This window comes from Streptomyces sp. NPDC028305 (genome assembly GCF_055569495.1).
Genome location: NZ_JBVHTN010000001.1, coordinates 1,152,215 through 1,166,772, shown reverse-complemented (window position 1 = coordinate 1,166,772; position 14,558 = coordinate 1,152,215). Strand labels below are relative to the sequence as shown.

Here is a 14,558-nt window from a genome sequence, read left to right as displayed (position 1 = left end):
GCGGCGGGCGTTGCCGCATCGTTAACTCGCAGGCCATCCCAGCTGCCAACGATCCGAAGTGACAGGGCAGCCCGCTGCCCGACCGCAGCCGCGCATCCACTCGGGGAGATCCCGCATGTCCCGCATACGGTCCGCCGCCCACGCCGCCCTCGACCGCCGCACCCTTCTCGTCGCCGCTGCCTCCGCCGGTGCCGCGACCGGCCTCGGGTTCGCCTTCGGGCCCGGCGGCGGTTCGGCGACCGCCTCCCAGCCCGCCCGGGTGAGCGCCGCCGGCCGCAGGGTCGTCACCGCCCCCTCGCTCCCCTCGGAGGCCGGCACCACGCTGGAGACCTTCTCCGCCCCGCGCGGCACCGGCGCCTACCGCCGGCTCGGCGACGGCCCGGCCTGGGCCCGCACCGTGCGCACCGAGCTCGCCGGGGCCAAGAGCGGCCGGGAGGCCCGGCGCACCACGGTCGCCTCCTTCGTACAACTCACCGACCTGCACCTCACCGATGTGCAGCACCCGCTGCGCTACGAGTTTCTGCGCGCCGGTCGCCCCGGGGCCTGGCGGCCCCACGAGGCGCTGACCGTCGTCGGCGCCGCGTCCCTGATCGAGCGGGTCAACGGCCTGCGCGGCGGACCGGCCACCGGCTCCCCACTGTCCTTCGTCATGACCACCGGCGACAACACCGACAACAACGCGCGGATCGAGCTGGACTGGTTCCTGGGCGTGATGAACGGCGGCCGGATCACCCCCAACACGGGCGACCCGCGCCGCTACGAGGGCGTGCAGAACAGCGGGATCAAGGCGTTCTGGCACCCGGACAGCGCGCTGCGCGACGCCGACAAGCAGGCCGGTTTCCCGCGTATCGAGGGCTTCCTGGCGGCCGCGCTGCGCACCGTCAACAGCCCCGGGCTGCGGCTGCCCTGGTACTCGACCATCGGCAACCACGACGACCTGGCCGGCGGCGTCTACTCCTTCGGCGGGAACTACTTCGCCGACCTCGCCACCGGCAGCCGCAAGCTCCAGATCATTCCGGCCGCCGAGGCCGCGGACCGCTTCAAGGACGAGCGCAAGGGCGGCGACCCCACGGGCACGGTCATGAAGGATCTGCTGCGCGCCCACAAGAAGGACATGCGCACCGTCACCCCCGACGAGCGCCGCGCGCCGATCAGCCGCCACGACTACCTGGCCGCGCACCTCAGCCCCGCCCACACCGGCCCCGGCCCAGTCGGCCACGGCTACACCAAGGCCAACCTCGACGAGGGCACCTGCTACTACTCGTTCCGGATATCCGACGGCGTCCTCGGCATCAGCCTGGACACCACCGACCCGGGCGGCCACTACACCGGCTCGCTGGGCACCGCCCAGCTGCGCTGGCTGGAGCGGACGCTGAAGGCCCACAAGGACGACCGGATCCTGGTCTTCAGCCACCACTACAGCCGCAGCATGGACAATCTGAACCGCGACCCGGCCCGCCCGGGCGAGGCCCGGCACGGCGGCGACGAGGTCGTGGCCCTCTTCAAGCGCCACCCCCAGGTGCTGGCGTGGATCAACGGCCACAGCCACAAGAACGAGATCACCCCGCGCTCCACCTTCTGGGAGATCACCACCGCCTCGCACGTGGACTTCCCCCAGCTGGCCCGGGTGATCGAGGTCGTGGACAACCACGACGGCACGCTGTCGCTGTTCACCACGCTGATCGAGTCGGCCGCGCCGCGCCGCACGGACTACTCCGACCTGTCCCAGACCGGCCTCGCCGCGCTCTACCGCGAGCTGTCGTACAACGCCCCGGGGCGCAGCCAGGCCCTGGCGGGCGACGCGGACGACCGCAACACCGAGCTGCTGCTGCGCAAGGCGTGAGCCCTGGCCGGTGCGGACCGGCCCCTCACCGGGGCCGGATCACGACGTAGGGCGCGGGCTCGCGGTCGACCGCCGCGATCAGCGCGGTGCGGACCACCGCGGCCTGCGCCTCCAGGCACTCGCGGAGCTTCCTGGGGGTGACGCGTACGACTGTGATGCCCATCCGCTCCATGTGCTCGCCCGCCGGCGCCAAGCCGCCCAGCGGGTCGTACCCGCTCTGGCGTGAGACGCGCGCGTCGATCTCCAGGGCCACGGCCTGGGCCGGCCAGTAGGCGTCCACCCCGGCCAGCAGGGTGCCGCCGGGCAGCCGCAGCTCCACGTTCCACAGCGGCTCGGGCAGGGCGTATCCGCGCACCATGTCGTACAGCAGCCCCTCGGCCATGGCCCGCCCCTCCGCCAGCAGCGCGTCGACGGCGTCGACGACATGCGGCCGGGCCAGCAGCCGGGCCCGGCTCAGCTCCGCCACGAGGGCCGACGCCTCACAGTGGCCGTGGCGCACGGCCTCGACGAGCAGCCGGCGCACCGTCGCGGCGTCGGGCAGCTGGGCCACCGCGTCAGCGAGGGCGCGGGCGGCGGGGGCGGCCGGCAGGCCGGTGATCTCCCAGGGGCGGGGCAGGGCGGCGGCGCGGACGAAGCGCACATAGCCGGTCGGGCGGAGCCGCCGGGTGCGCGGTACGAGCACATCGACGCGGTCCAGGGCGCGCAGCGAGGGGGCGGCGGAGAAGCGGTGCAGGGCCAGCGCCGCCAGGCCGGTGATCATCGCCGCGCCGTACGGCCCGCCGCCGGCCCCGGGCACCGGGGCGCCGGCCGGGCCGCCCGCGCTGCCCGAGCGGTGCATGCCGCCGGTGCCGCCGGTGCCGCCCGAGCCGTCCGGACCGCCCGCGCGCTCGCGGCTCGCGGCGTACAGGAGCGCCGCGCGCAGCCGCTCCTCGCCGGTCGCGGGGCCGGGGTGGAGCAGATGGACGCCCGGCAGGATCCGCTGCCAGGGGCCGCCGGGGCGGCAGCGCTCGGCGGCCTCCGCCGCCGTCACGCCGTGCTCACGAAGCTGACGGCTCGTCAATACGCTGCGCCCGCCGTCCGGGAGGTGGTGCAGCGGGCGGGGCGAGAGCGGGGTGTCGGAGTTCATGACCCCGCCATTCCCGGGCCCGCCCGGCCCGCTAACCGCTGTTACACGCTCGTCGACAAATGCGGACAACGCCGCCCTAAAGTACGGCAGTTCGATTGCCGAAAACGCCTCATCTGCCGAAAACGCCCGTCAGACGGCCGAGCGAGCGTCGCACTCCTGTCCGCGCAGCGCCCGCGCGAGATCGTCCCGCGACTCCAGGACCAGCCGGCGCAGCGCGGGCGCCGCGCCCGGGTGGCCTGTCAGCCAGGCGTCGGCCGCCTCCAGGGTCGAGGCGTCGCCCTGCGCGGGGAACAGCCCGCGGACGATCGCCATCGCGATCTCGATCGATCGCTCCCGCCACACCCGCTCGATCGCCGCGAAGTACCGGTCCGCGTACGGCGCGAGCAGCTCCGCCTGCGACGGCTGGGCGAACCCCGCGATGGTGGCCTCCACCACGGCGTTGGACAGCGCGTCGGACTCCACGACCGACGCCCATGCCTCGGCCTTGACCCCGGCCGACGGCCGGGCGGCCAGACAGCGCACCTGGTGGCGCCTTCCGGAGGCGGTGTCGTCGCGGGCGAGCTCCGCCGCGATCAGCGACTCGTCGGCCGCGCCCTGGGCGGCCAGCGAGGCCAGGAACGTCCAGCGCAGCTCCTGGTCGACGTCCAGCCCGTCGATCCGGGCCGTGCCGTCCAGCAGCCCGCGCAGCAGCCGCTGGTCCAGGTCCGTGGCCGCGGTCTGGGCGGAGAACCGCGCCCAGGCCAGCTGGTGGCCGCTGCCCGGCGCGGCCAGCCGCAGCTCGCGCAACGCGCCCTCGGCGGCCCGCAGGCCGCCCTCCTCGCGCCACGCGGGCGCCGCGTAGTGCTGGAGCGCGGACTGGGCCCACGCCTGGACCATCTGGAGCACGCCGATGTCGGTCTCCGCCCCGGCGAAGCGCTCCACCAGGTCCAGGAAGTCGCGGGCGGGCATCAGCGCGTCCCGCGTCAGGTTCCACAGGGCGGACCAGCACAGCGCCCGCGCGAGGGGGTCGGTCAGCTCGCCCAGATGGGCGCGCAGGGTGTCCAGCGAGACCTCGTCGAAGCGGACCTTGCAGTACGTGAGGTCGTCGTCGTTGACCAGGATCAGATCGGGCCGCTCGGCCCCGGTCAGCTCGGTCACGACCGTACGGGGGCCGTCCACGTCGACCTCGGCCCGGGCGTAGCGCACCAGCGCGCTGGTCTCGCCCGCCGCGGCGCCGTCCCGGCGGTAGAGGCCGACCGCGACCCGGTGCGGGCGCAGCGTCGGGTGCTCGGCGGAGGCGGCCTCCTGGAGGATCGACAGCTCGGTGATGTGGCCACCCGCGTCATAGGTGGCCTGCGGGGTGAGCACATTGACCCCGGCCGTCTCCAGCCAGGCCCGCGACCAGGCGGCCATGTCCCGCCCGGAGGTCTCGGTCAGCACCGACAGCAGATCGACCAGGCGTGTATTGCCGTACGCATGGCGCTTGAAGTAGCGGCGCGCGCCCTCCAGGAAGGCGTCCCGCCCGGCGTAGGCGACCAGCTGCTTCAGGACGGAGGCGCCCTTGGCGTAGGTGATTCCGTCGAAGTTGAGCTTGGCGTCCTCCAGGTCGTGGATGTCGGCCGTGACCGGGTGGGTGGAGGGCAGCTGGTCGGCGCGGTAGGCCCAGGCCTTGCGGCGGTTGGCGAAGGTGATCCAGCCGTCGGTGAAGCGGGTCGACTCGACGAGGGAGAAGGCGCCCATGAAGTCGGCGAAGGACTCCTTGAGCCACAGGTCGTCCCACCACTCCATGGTGACCAGGTCGCCGAACCACATATGGGCCATCTCGTGGAGGATCACATTGGCCCGGTGCTCGTACGAGGCCTGGGTGACCTTGCCGCGGAAGACGAACTCCTCGCGGAAGGTCACACAGCCCGGGTTCTCCATCGCGCCGATGTTGTACTCGGGCACGAACGCCTGGTCGTACTTCCCGAAGGGGTACGGATAGTCGAAGTGGTCGTGGAAGAAGTCCAGGCCCTGCTTGGTGACGGTGAAGATGTCGTCCGCGTCGAAGTGCTTGGCGAGCGAGGCGCGGCACAGCGCCCCCAGCGGGATCTCCAGGGCGGAGCCGTCCGGCAGGGCGCGGCTGTAGTGGTCCCGCACGTAGTGGTACGGGCCGGCGACGACCGCCGTGATGTAGGTGGAGATCGGCTCGGTCGGCGCGAAGCGGGTGGTGGCGAACCCCTCGCCGGCGTCCTGCGGCCCGGCCTCGGCCACCGCTCCGTTGCCGAGCACCGTCCAGTCCCGCGGGGCGGTCACCGAGAAGGTGAAGCGGGCCTTGAGGTCGGGCTGCTCGAAGTTCGCGAAGACGCGGCGGGCGTCGGCCGGCTCGTACTGCGTGTACAGATAGACCTGGCCGTCCTCGGGGTCCACAAAGCGGTGCAGCCCCTCGCCCGTCCTGCTGTACGCGCACTGCGCGTCCACCACCAGCTCGTTCTCCGCGGCGAGGGAGTCGAGGACGATCCGCGCGCCGTCGAAGACGGCCGAAGGCGCGAGCTCCCGCCCGTTCAGCCGCACCGCGGTGACCCGCGGCGCGAGCAGATCGACGAAGGACGCGGCCCCCGGCTCGGCGCAGCGGAAGCGGATCGTGGTGGTCGAGCGGAAGGTGCGCGGCCCGTCGCCGGTGTACTCCCCGACCGCGGACCGCAGGTCGAGGGCCACGTCGTACGAGTCGACGGCCAGCAGCCGCGCTCGCTCCCGGGCTTCGTCACGGGTCAGGTTCTCGCCGGGCAAGACGCGGCTCCTTTGTCATCGTCTCGAGGATCGGAACACCCGAATCCGGGCAGTTCCGAATCATGTCATGCGGCACTGACACCGGGAATCGGGGAATGGCCGCCGCAGCCGGACGTGTTCCCTGGAACAGCTATAGCTGTTTTTCGCATGCGTTCGTCCGAGGAGAAAACGTGACCGACACCGCCAAGACTCCTGCCGATTTCTGGTTCGACCCGCTGTGTCCCTGGGCCTGGATGACCTCCCGCTGGATGCTGGAGGTGGAGAAGGTCCGCCCGGTCGAGGTGCGCTGGCATGTGATGAGCCTGGCCGTGCTCAACGAGCCCAAGCTCGACGAACTGCCGGAGCAGTACCAGGAGATGATGCGCGGTCCGGCGTGGGGCCCGGTGCGGGTGTGCATCGCCGCCGCGGACAAGCACGGCGACGAGGTGCTCGGCCCGCTCTACACCGCGCTGGGCACCCGCTTCCACAACCAGGGCCTGGAGCGGAACCGCGAGACGATCGTGGCCGCCCTGGAAGAGGTGGGCCTGCCCGCCGAGCTCGCGGACGCCGCCGACACCGACGCCTACGACGACCTGCTGCGCGCCTCCCACAAGGTCGGCATCGACCTGGTCGGCCAGGACGTGGGCACCCCGGTCATCGCGGTCCCCGGCTCGGACGGCGAGCAGATCGCGTTCTTCGGCCCGGTCGTCACCCCCGCGCCCAAGGGCGACGAGGCCGCCAAGCTGTGGGACGGCACCCTGATGGTCGCCTCGATACCCGGCTTCTACGAGATCAAGCGCACCCGCACCGTGGGCCCGATCTTCGACTGAGGAAGCCTCGCAGGACGTACGGCAGGGGCCCCGCGCGGCAGCGTCGCGCGGGGCCCCGTCACTCCGGCCGGGGGCGGTCAGCCGCGCACCGCCACCACCCGCTGCTTGATGTATCCGACCACCGCGAGCGCCACCGTCAGCCCGGCCGAGAAGTACAGCTGGGTGCGGGTGCCGGACTCGCGCGTCATCAGCACCAGCACGGCGACGATCCCGGCCAGCGCCACCCACGTCAGATACGGGAACAGCCACATCTTCACCGCGAGCTTCCCGGGCGCCTCGCGCTCCAACCGCTTGCGCAGCGCCAGCTGTGAGAAAGCGATGAAGCCCCACACGATCAGCACGGCCGCGCCGACCATGTTGAGCAGCCACTTGAAGATGGTGTCCGGCCACTGGTAGCTCAGCTCCACCGCGACGAAGCCGAAGGTGCAGGAGAGGCCCACGGCCGCCCGGGGCACCCCGCCGCTGACCTTGCCGAGGAACGCCGGCCCCTCGCCGCGCGCGGCGAGCGAGTACGCCATGCGGGAGGCGCCGTAGATGTTCGCGTTCATCGCGGAGAGCAGGGCCACCAGCACGATCACGTTCATGAGCTGGCCGGCCGCCGGGATGTCGAGGTGCTTGAGCACGGCCACGTACGGGCCCTCGGCGACGACGGACGGGTCGTTCCACGGGATCAGGGTGACGGCGACCAGCATCGAGCCCACGTAGAACACCGCGATGCGCCACATCGCGGTGCGCACGGCGCTCGCCACCCCCTGGACCGGGCGCTCGGACTCCGCCGCCGCGATGGTGACCGTCTCCAGGCCGCCGTAGGCGAACACGGTGGCCGGCAGGCCCAGGATGAGGCCCTCGAGGCCGTTGGGCATGAAGCCGTGGTTCCCGGTGAGGTTGGCGGTGCCCGGGGCGTCGGTGCCCGGGAGCACGCCGAGGATCGCCAGCACGCCCAGGACCAGGAAGAGCGAGATCGCGGTGATCTTCAGCGCGGCGAACCAGAACTCGAACTCGCCGAAGTTGCCGACGGCCGCGAGGTTCGCCCCGCAGAACAGCACCATGAACAGAGTGACCCACATCCAGGACTGGGTGTCCGGCAGCCACTGGACCACGATCCCCGCCGCGCCGATCGCCTCGGCCGCGATGGCCACGCACAGCAGCGCGTAGAACATCCAGCCCACGGTGAACCCCGCCCACGGGCCGATCGCCCGCTCGGCGTGCACGGAGAACGAGCCGGAGGCCGGGTTGGCCGCGGACATCTCGCCGAGCATGCGCATCACGAGCATCACGAGCAGCCCGGACAGCACATACGCGATCACGATCGACGGCCCGGCGGCCGCGATACCGGTGCCGGAGCTGACGAACAGGCCCGCGCCGATCACACCCCCGAGGGCGATCATCGACAGATGGCGCTGCTTGAGGCCCTGGGACAGCGGCGGGCCGCCGGCCCGGCCGCCGCCGACCGCCTCGGCGTCGTGCGCTTGCGCGGAGGACGCGGGTGTCCGGTTCATGTCTCTGTTGTGTCCATTACATGAGGTGGGGCAGATGTATGAGGTGGTGCCGGTGCAAAACGACCTCAGTGTGCGGGGGTGTGTCCGCTCAGGACAACATGCGGCCCTGAGATGTCTGAATATCGGACCCTCGCGTGACGCTGCGTACCCATCCCATCGCCTGCCTCGTCGCCCGGTGACCGGTGGCCGCCTCCGGCTGCCGGAACTCTCCAAGTGGGAAGGTGCGGGTTTGTCGCTCGTCGACCGTGATCGCGGCCCGGCCCCCGGGTTACCGTCACCGTGTCCCACACTGCCTCTCACCTCGGAGAACCGCCGATGAGCACCGCTTCTGCCGCCACCGTCCACCCGGGCACGGTCCTCGCGGACGTGATCTTCCCGGCCCGCCGGGCCCGGCCGGTCGGCTCATCGGCCAGGTACGTCCTGACCCGGGACGCCGCCCTGGTCGTCGGCGGCGCCGCGCTCACCGGCCTCGCCGCGCAGATCTCCGTGCCCGTCCCCGGCTCCCCGGTCCCGGTGACCGGCCAGACCTTCGCGGCGCTGCTCGTCGGCACCTCGCTCGGCGCCCGGCGCGGCTTCCTCTCCCTCGCGCTCTACACCCTCCTCGGCATGGCGGGCCTGCCGTGGTTCGCCGAGGGCCACTCGGGCGCCGCGATGCCGTCCTTCGGCTATGTGCTGGGCATGCTGCTCGCCTCGGCCGCGGTGGGCGCCCTGGCGCGGCGCGGCGGGGACCGCGGGGTGCTGCGCACGGCGGGCACCATGGCGGTGGGCTCCGCGATCATCTACGCCGTCGGCGTCCCCTACCTGGCGCTGGCCGCGGACATCTCCCTCGGCCAGGCGGTTGCCGCGGGCCTCACGCCGTTCCTGATCGGCGACGCCCTGAAGGCCGCGCTGGCGATGGGCGCGCTGCCCGCCGCCTGGAAGCTGATCGGCCGCCGCGGCTGACGCCTCCCGTACGCACTCAGGCGCCGAGGGCCCATAGGGCTGTCGGCGCCTGAGTCATGCCGGGGGAGAAGCGGCTCTACGGGAGCGCGGACTCCGTGGGCTTGCCGCCGGCGCCGTCGGAGCCCTCGACGGCCGCGCGCCGGGCCGCCGGGAGCCGGTCGCGGACCAGCGCGAACGCCACGACGAGCACGGCCACCAGCGTGGAGAACAGCACCTGGTCGCGCCCGTCCTTGTCGGTCAGCATGTAGACCAGCACAAACGAGATCATCGCGATCGTCGCCCAGGTCAGATAGGGGAACAGCCACATCCGGACGGTCAGCTTCTCCGGGGACTCGCGCTGGACGATCCCGCGCATCCTCAACTGCGTGAAGCAGATCACCAGCCAGACGAACAGGGCGACCGCGCCCGAGGAGTTCAGCAGGAACTGGAAGACCGTGGTCGGCCACTGGTAGTTGAACCAGACCGCGACAAAGCCGAAGACGACCGACCCGAGGATCGCGGTCTGCGGCACCCCGCGCGAGGTGGTGCGCGCGAAGGCGGCCGGCGCGTCCCCGCGCTGCCCGAGCGAGAAGGCCATCCGGGAGGCGGTGTAGAGGCCGGAGTTCAGGCAGGACAGCACGGCGGTCAGCACGATCACATTCATGACCTGGCCCGCGTGCGGGATGCCGATCGAGTCCAGCGCGGATACGTAGCTGCCCTTGGTCTTGTCCGCGATCCCCGGGTCGTTCCACGGCAGCAGGGTCACCACGACGAAGATCGAGCCCAGGTAGAAGACCGCGATACGCCAGATGACGCTGTTGGTCGCCTTGGTCACCGCCCGCTGCGGGTCCTCGGACTCACCGGCGGCGAGGGTGACGATCTCGCTGCCCATGAAGGAGAAGACGACCAGCAGCACGCCGGTCAGGATCGCGCCCGCGCCGTGCGGCAGGAATCCGCCGTGGTCGGTGAGGTGCCCGAAGCCGGCCCCCTCGTTGTCCGAGCCGGGCAGCGCCCCGAAGGCGGCCAGGCCGCCCACCACGATGAACGCGGCGATCGCGACGACCTTGATCCCGGCGAACCAGAACTCGAACTCGCCGTAGGAGGAGACCGAGACCAGGTTGGCCGCGGTGAGCACCACCATCACGATCAGCGCCCAGGCCCACTGCGGCACCGCCGGCACCCAGCCCTCGAGGATCGTGGCGCCCGCGGTCGCCTCGACCGCCAGCACCACCACCCAGAAGAACCAGTAGAGCCAGCCGATCGAGAACCCGGCCCAGCGGCCGAGCGCCCGGTCGGCGTAGGCGGAGAAGGAACCCGAGGTCGGGTTGGCGGCGGCCATCTCGCCGAGCATCCGCATCACCAGGACGACCATCAGGCCGACCAGCGCGTAGGAGATGAGGATGCCGGGCCCGGCCTTGGCGATGCCGGCTCCGGATCCGACGAACAGCCCGGCGCCGATCACCCCGCCGATCGCGATCATCGACAGATGGCGGTTCTTGAGGCCCGCTTTGAGACCGTCGGGCGGGGTTCCGGGGTCGGGGGAACCGGACTTCGCCTCGGCCGTGTTGGTCGCAGGTTGTGCGCTCATGCTCGGTCCTTTGCTCTTGGGTGACGAGCGTCGCCAGTGAAACCCAGGTGCATGATCGACTGAACCTTTGATTCTAGATTGTTACCTGGGGTTTCTCTGTGTTTCCTCAGTGCTACTGAGGGCTTCCGCAACTCGTACCCCGGGCGGTGGCGACCACACGGCCGTGTCACACTCGGGGCATGCGCGTGTACCTCGGCTCCGACCATGCCGGTTTTGAACTCAAGAACCACCTAGTGGAGTGGCTCCGGGCGGTCGGCCATGAGCCCGTCGACTGCGGTCCCCACATCTACGACGCCCAGGACGACTACCCGCCGTTCTGCCTGCGGGCCGCCGAGCGGACCGCGGCCGACCCGGACAGCCTCGGCATCGTGATCGGCGGCTCCGGCAACGGCGAGCAGATCGCCGCCAACAAGGTCAAGGGCGTGCGCGCCGCGCTGGCCTGGAGCGAGCAGACCGCCGAGCTCGGCCGTGAGCACAACAACGCCAATGTGATCAGCGTCGGCGCCCGGATGCACACGCAGGAAGAAGCGACCAAGTTCGTCGAGATCTTCCTGAACACCCCGTACTCGGGTGAGGAGCGTCACACCCGGCGCATCGAGATGCTCTCGTCCTACGAGACCACCGGCGCCCTGCCGCCCATCCCCGCCCACCACCCGCAGCAGGACTGATGGCCTGATGCCCGAAGGGCACACCATCCACCGGCTGGCCGCCGACCACAGCGAGCTGTTCGGCGGCCGCGCCGTACGCGCGGCCAGCCCGCAGGGCAAGTTCGCGGACGGCGCCGCGCTGATCGACGGGCAGGTGCTCGAACACGCCGAGGCCCACGGCAAGCACCTCTTCCTGAGCTTCGCGGCCACCGGCTGGGTCCATGTCCACCTCGGCCTGTTCGGGAAGTACAGCCTCGGCCCGGCGCCCGCCCCGCCGCCCACCGAGACCGTACGGCTGCGGCTGGCCGGCCAGGCGGCCTACGCGGACCTGCGCGGGCCGACCGCCTGCTCGCTGATCAGCGAGGGCGAGAAGCAGGCGGTGCACGACCGGCTCGGCCCGGACCCGCTGCGCCCCGCGGACGACGCGGACCGCGCCTGGGCCCGGATCTCCCGCAGCCGCACCAGCGTCGCCGCGCTGCTGCTCGACCAGAAGGTGGTCGCGGGGGTCGGCAACGTCTACCGCGCCGAGGTCCTCTTCCGGCACGGCATCGACCCGTACCGCGCGGGCCGCGATCTGACCCGCGCCGAGTGGGAGGCGATCTGGGCGGACCTCGTGGCGCTCATGCGCGAGGGCGTGCGGAACAACCGGATCGACACGGTCCGCCCCGAGCACACCCCCGAGGCGATGGGCCGCCCGCCGCGCGTCGACGACCACGGTGGCGAGGTTTACGTCTACCGCCGGGACCGGCGGCCCTGCCATGTCTGCGGCGGCGAGATCCGCACCGCGGACCTCGCCGCCCGCAACCTCTTCTGGTGCCCGAACTGCCAGCGCGATTAGGACCCTCAGAAGCTGTGTGGCAGCCAGGGCGCCGGGTCGCTGAGGAAGGCGGCCGACGCCTCGGCCAGCGCCCCCTGGCGCAGCTCCTGGACGCGCCCGGCGCCCGCCAGCGCGGACAGCGAAATCCCGCCAAGATATGCCGCGCCCAACTCCCGTGCGCCCAGCCGCAGCCCTGGCGCGTCGGTCGTCCGCTCACAGCTCCCGCCCTTGGCGTCGCCGGCCAGCCGCCAGCGCCCCTCGTTCCACGGGCAGAAGGGGTCGGTGACCTCCAGGACCAGGTCCACCGGCAGGGCGTAGGCCCGCGCCGCGAGCGCCGCGCCCACGTCGACCGGGCGTACGTACAGCGCGTCGCGCAGCCGGACCTTGCACCTCCGGATGTCGGAGACCAGGTACTGCCACGGATCGTCTACCGGTCGGCTACCGGTCCGGATCGTGCAGGTGAGGTCGAGATCGAAGAGAAAGCGCCACAGCGCGCCATAGGACGCCGGGTCCAGGGCCTCCAGATCGCGCACGATCACCACCCCCTTCGACCCGGCCAGATCCCAGTCCGGCCTGACCGCGAAGCGCACATAGCCGGTCACCGCGCCGTCCCGCTCGGCCAGCACACAGCGCAGCGGCGAGGCGCCCTCGCGCTCGTCCGGCGGGTCGAGCAGCGGCTGCCGCTCCCAGCCGGGGCGCCGCTCCAGCATCCCCGGCCGGGCGGCCACCCGCCGGGCGTAGACCGCCTCACAGGCCTCCAGCCCGGCCTCGGGCGCCACGGCGCGCAGAGCCACTTCGTCGGCCCCCTCCGGGACGCTCAGGCCCACCCGCGCGGTGTCGATCTCGGCGGACGCGCTCTGGGCGGCCATGCCGAAGCCGAACCGGCCGTAGATCTCCGGCTCCGAGGCGGTCAGGACCGCCAGCGGCTCGCCGGCGGCGCGGACGTCGTCCAACTGGCGGCGCATCATGGTGCGCAGCACCCCGCGCCTGCGGTGCGTCGGCTGCACGCCGACCAAGGTGAGCCCGGCCGCCGGCACCACGGCGCCGCCCGGCACCGACAAGCGGAAGCTGAACAGCCCCGCCGTCCCGACGATCGCGTCCCCGTCCCACACCCCGATCGAGCGGTCACATTCGGTCAAGTCGCGGTCCAGGACGCGCTCCTCCGCGGACGGCTGGACCCCGCCGAAGGCGAGTATCAACGTTCCGTACCACTCGTCCCAGTGGGATGGGTCGAGCACACGCAGCTCCATCGTCATATTCCCATCCCTAGCAGCGGATTCCGGCACAGGCGAACGAATTTCGCTTACGATTGCCCACTCCGGTGGGTGGTTCGACGCGCCACGAATCGACGCGCGTCCGAACGGGTGGGTAGGGTCCCGATGCAATGACTGGCGGCGTAGACACTCCAACAGCCCGGATGCGCAAAGCACTGCACCGGGCTCGCACTGGCGTGCGCAAAGCCGGAGTCGACTACTTCCGCGGCGGCGGCTCGGACCGGCTCGCCCTCACCCTGCTGCTGCTCGCCGTCCCCACCATCGCCTTCGGCACCATCGCCCAGCCCGACTGGTGCGCCCCCGCCGCCCTCGTCCTGCCCATCGTCGCGGGCGGCCTCGTACTGCGCCCCGCCAGCCTGCTCGCCCTCTATGGGGCGGCGGCCACCGCCCTCATCGTCGAATCCGCCGTCCTCGGTCCCTACACCGAGGAGGACACCTCTGCCCGGGTCACCCCCGGCACCATCCTGGTCGTCGCGGCCGTCGGCTTCTTCGGCCTGCTCATCGCCCAGTTCCGCAGCCGGGTCGGGGTGCCCTGGCGGCGCGGCGGCACCATGCTCTTCGACCTGCGCGAACGCATCCGCGTCCAGAGCAAGCTGCCCAGCCTGCCCAGCGGCTGGCACCGCGAGATGGCGCTGCGCCCGGCCGGCGGGCAGTCCTTCTCCGGCGACTTCGTGGTCGCGGCCCGTACGAACGGTGGCCGCACCCTCGAAGTCGTCCTCACCGACGTCTCCGGCAAGGGCATGGACGCGGCCTCCCGTGCCCTCCTGCTCTCCGGCGCCTTCGGCGGCCTCCTCGGCTCCCTGCCGCCCCACGGCTTCCTCCCCGCCGCCAACGGCTATCTGCTCCGCCAGGACTGGGACGAGGGCTTCGCGACCTCGATCCATCTCGTGCTCGATCTCGACAGCGGCGATTTCGAGCTCTTCTCGGCCGGACACCTGCCCGCGCTCCAGCTGAGCGCGGGCACGGGCAAGTGGGAGGAGAAGTCCGCCGACGGCCCCCTCCTCGGCGTCTACGACGGGGCTCAGTTCGACCCCACCAAGGGCACGCTGCGCGCCGGCGACGTCCTGATGCTCTTCACCGACGGCCTGGTCGAGACCGCGGAGCGCGACATCAGCGAGGGCATCGACCGGCTGACCGGCGAGGCCGACCGCTATGTCGCGGGCAACTTCCACGGCGCGGCGTGGCACCTGATCGAGACGGTCGCCAAGGACGTCAACGACGACCGGGCGCTGCTGCTCATCTGCCGCCAGTAGGCGGGCCTTCCCCCTCCGCGCCCCTTCCCGGCC

Annotated in this window: 11 protein-coding genes; 6 read left to right on the top strand and 5 right to left on the bottom strand. The window is 72.0% G+C overall.

Going from position 1 to position 14,558, the window contains the following annotated elements:
* The first annotated feature begins 115 nt into the window (after positions 1-115).
* Positions 116-1,843 (top strand): TIGR03767 family metallophosphoesterase, encoded by a 1,728-nt coding sequence (locus ACZ4WQ_RS05440; RefSeq protein WP_398369342.1) that lies wholly within the window; start codon positions 116-118, stop codon positions 1,841-1,843.
* Positions 1,844-1,868: 25 nt separating this feature from the next.
* On the opposite strand, the gene ACZ4WQ_RS05435 is transcribed toward ACZ4WQ_RS05440, so the two are convergent.
* Positions 1,869-2,969: a hypothetical protein gene (locus ACZ4WQ_RS05435; RefSeq protein WP_398369344.1), complete on the bottom strand. Its 1,101-nt coding sequence runs from the start codon at positions 2,967-2,969 to the stop codon at positions 1,869-1,871.
* A 129-nt stretch (positions 2,970-3,098) separates the two neighbouring features.
* A complete protein-coding gene (gene pepN / locus ACZ4WQ_RS05430) occupies positions 3,099-5,717 on the bottom strand; it encodes an aminopeptidase N (RefSeq protein ID WP_398369346.1) in 2,619 nt (872 codons plus the stop codon).
* A 170-nt stretch (positions 5,718-5,887) separates the two neighbouring features.
* On the opposite strand from pepN, the gene ACZ4WQ_RS05425 reads away from it, so the two are divergent.
* Positions 5,888-6,526, top strand: a complete 639-nt coding sequence (locus ACZ4WQ_RS05425; RefSeq protein WP_311722421.1) for a DsbA family protein — start codon at positions 5,888-5,890, stop codon at positions 6,524-6,526.
* A gap of 77 nt (positions 6,527-6,603) precedes the next feature.
* Here ACZ4WQ_RS05425 and ACZ4WQ_RS05420 read toward each other — a convergent pair whose 3' ends face one another.
* Positions 6,604-8,025 (bottom strand): amino acid permease, encoded by a 1,422-nt coding sequence (locus ACZ4WQ_RS05420; protein WP_361182698.1) that lies wholly within the window; start codon positions 8,023-8,025, stop codon positions 6,604-6,606.
* 315 nt (positions 8,026-8,340) lie between these two features.
* Between ACZ4WQ_RS05420 and ACZ4WQ_RS05415 the strand changes: the two genes are divergently transcribed.
* Positions 8,341-8,967, top strand: coding sequence for a biotin transporter BioY (locus ACZ4WQ_RS05415; protein ID WP_311722423.1), 627 nt, complete (start codon positions 8,341-8,343; stop codon positions 8,965-8,967).
* Between the two features lie 76 nt (positions 8,968-9,043).
* Here ACZ4WQ_RS05415 and ACZ4WQ_RS05410 read toward each other — a convergent pair whose 3' ends face one another.
* On the bottom strand, positions 9,044-10,534 hold the full coding sequence (locus ACZ4WQ_RS05410) for an amino acid permease (protein ID WP_311722424.1): 1,491 nt from the start codon (positions 10,532-10,534) through the stop codon (positions 9,044-9,046).
* Positions 10,535-10,713: 179 nt separating this feature from the next.
* Here ACZ4WQ_RS05410 and ACZ4WQ_RS05405 point away from each other — a divergent pair, with 179 nt between their 5' ends.
* Together ACZ4WQ_RS05405 and ACZ4WQ_RS05400 are read left to right on the top strand one after the other, a co-directional pair.
* On the top strand, positions 10,714-11,202 hold the full coding sequence (locus tag ACZ4WQ_RS05405; RefSeq protein WP_385341877.1) for a ribose-5-phosphate isomerase: 489 nt from the start codon (positions 10,714-10,716) through the stop codon (positions 11,200-11,202).
* A 7-nt stretch (positions 11,203-11,209) separates the two neighbouring features.
* Positions 11,210-12,019 carry an Fpg/Nei family DNA glycosylase gene (locus ACZ4WQ_RS05400; protein ID WP_358845765.1) on the top strand — a complete coding sequence of 270 codons (810 nt, stop codon included), beginning with the start codon at positions 11,210-11,212 and terminating at the stop codon, positions 12,017-12,019.
* Between the two features lie 5 nt (positions 12,020-12,024).
* On the opposite strand, the gene ACZ4WQ_RS05395 is transcribed toward ACZ4WQ_RS05400, so the two are convergent.
* Positions 12,025-13,254 (bottom strand): GNAT family N-acetyltransferase, encoded by a 1,230-nt coding sequence (locus tag ACZ4WQ_RS05395; RefSeq protein WP_398369350.1) that lies wholly within the window; start codon positions 13,252-13,254, stop codon positions 12,025-12,027.
* Positions 13,255-13,382: 128 nt separating this feature from the next.
* On the opposite strand from ACZ4WQ_RS05395, the gene ACZ4WQ_RS05390 reads away from it, so the two are divergent.
* The gene (locus tag ACZ4WQ_RS05390; protein WP_311722428.1) at positions 13,383-14,525 is read left to right on the top strand and encodes a PP2C family protein-serine/threonine phosphatase; all 1,143 of its coding nucleotides are present in this window, start codon (positions 13,383-13,385) and stop codon (positions 14,523-14,525) included.
* Positions 14,526-14,558 lie beyond the last annotated feature (33 nt).

Excerpts from the sequence above, each read along its gene's own strand:
- ACZ4WQ_RS05440 (WP_398369342.1), top strand. The coding sequence starts at position 116 with ATGTCCCGCATACGGTCCGCCGCCCACGCCGCCCTCGACCGCCGCACC.
- ACZ4WQ_RS05435 (WP_398369344.1), bottom strand. The coding sequence starts at position 2,969 with ATGAACTCCGACACCCCGCTCTCGCCCCGCCCGCTGCACCACCTCCCG.
- ACZ4WQ_RS05420 (WP_361182698.1), bottom strand. The coding sequence starts at position 8,025 with ATGAACCGGACACCCGCGTCCTCCGCGCAAGCGCACGACGCCGAGGCG.
- ACZ4WQ_RS05415 (WP_311722423.1), top strand. The coding sequence starts at position 8,341 with ATGAGCACCGCTTCTGCCGCCACCGTCCACCCGGGCACGGTCCTCGCG.
- ACZ4WQ_RS05410 (WP_311722424.1), bottom strand. The coding sequence starts at position 10,534 with ATGAGCGCACAACCTGCGACCAACACGGCCGAGGCGAAGTCCGGTTCC.
- ACZ4WQ_RS05405 (WP_385341877.1), top strand. The coding sequence starts at position 10,714 with ATGCGCGTGTACCTCGGCTCCGACCATGCCGGTTTTGAACTCAAGAAC.
- ACZ4WQ_RS05400 (WP_358845765.1), top strand. The coding sequence starts at position 11,210 with ATGCCCGAAGGGCACACCATCCACCGGCTGGCCGCCGACCACAGCGAG.
- ACZ4WQ_RS05395 (WP_398369350.1), bottom strand. The coding sequence starts at position 13,254 with ATGACGATGGAGCTGCGTGTGCTCGACCCATCCCACTGGGACGAGTGG.
- ACZ4WQ_RS05390 (WP_311722428.1), top strand. The coding sequence starts at position 13,383 with ATGACTGGCGGCGTAGACACTCCAACAGCCCGGATGCGCAAAGCACTG.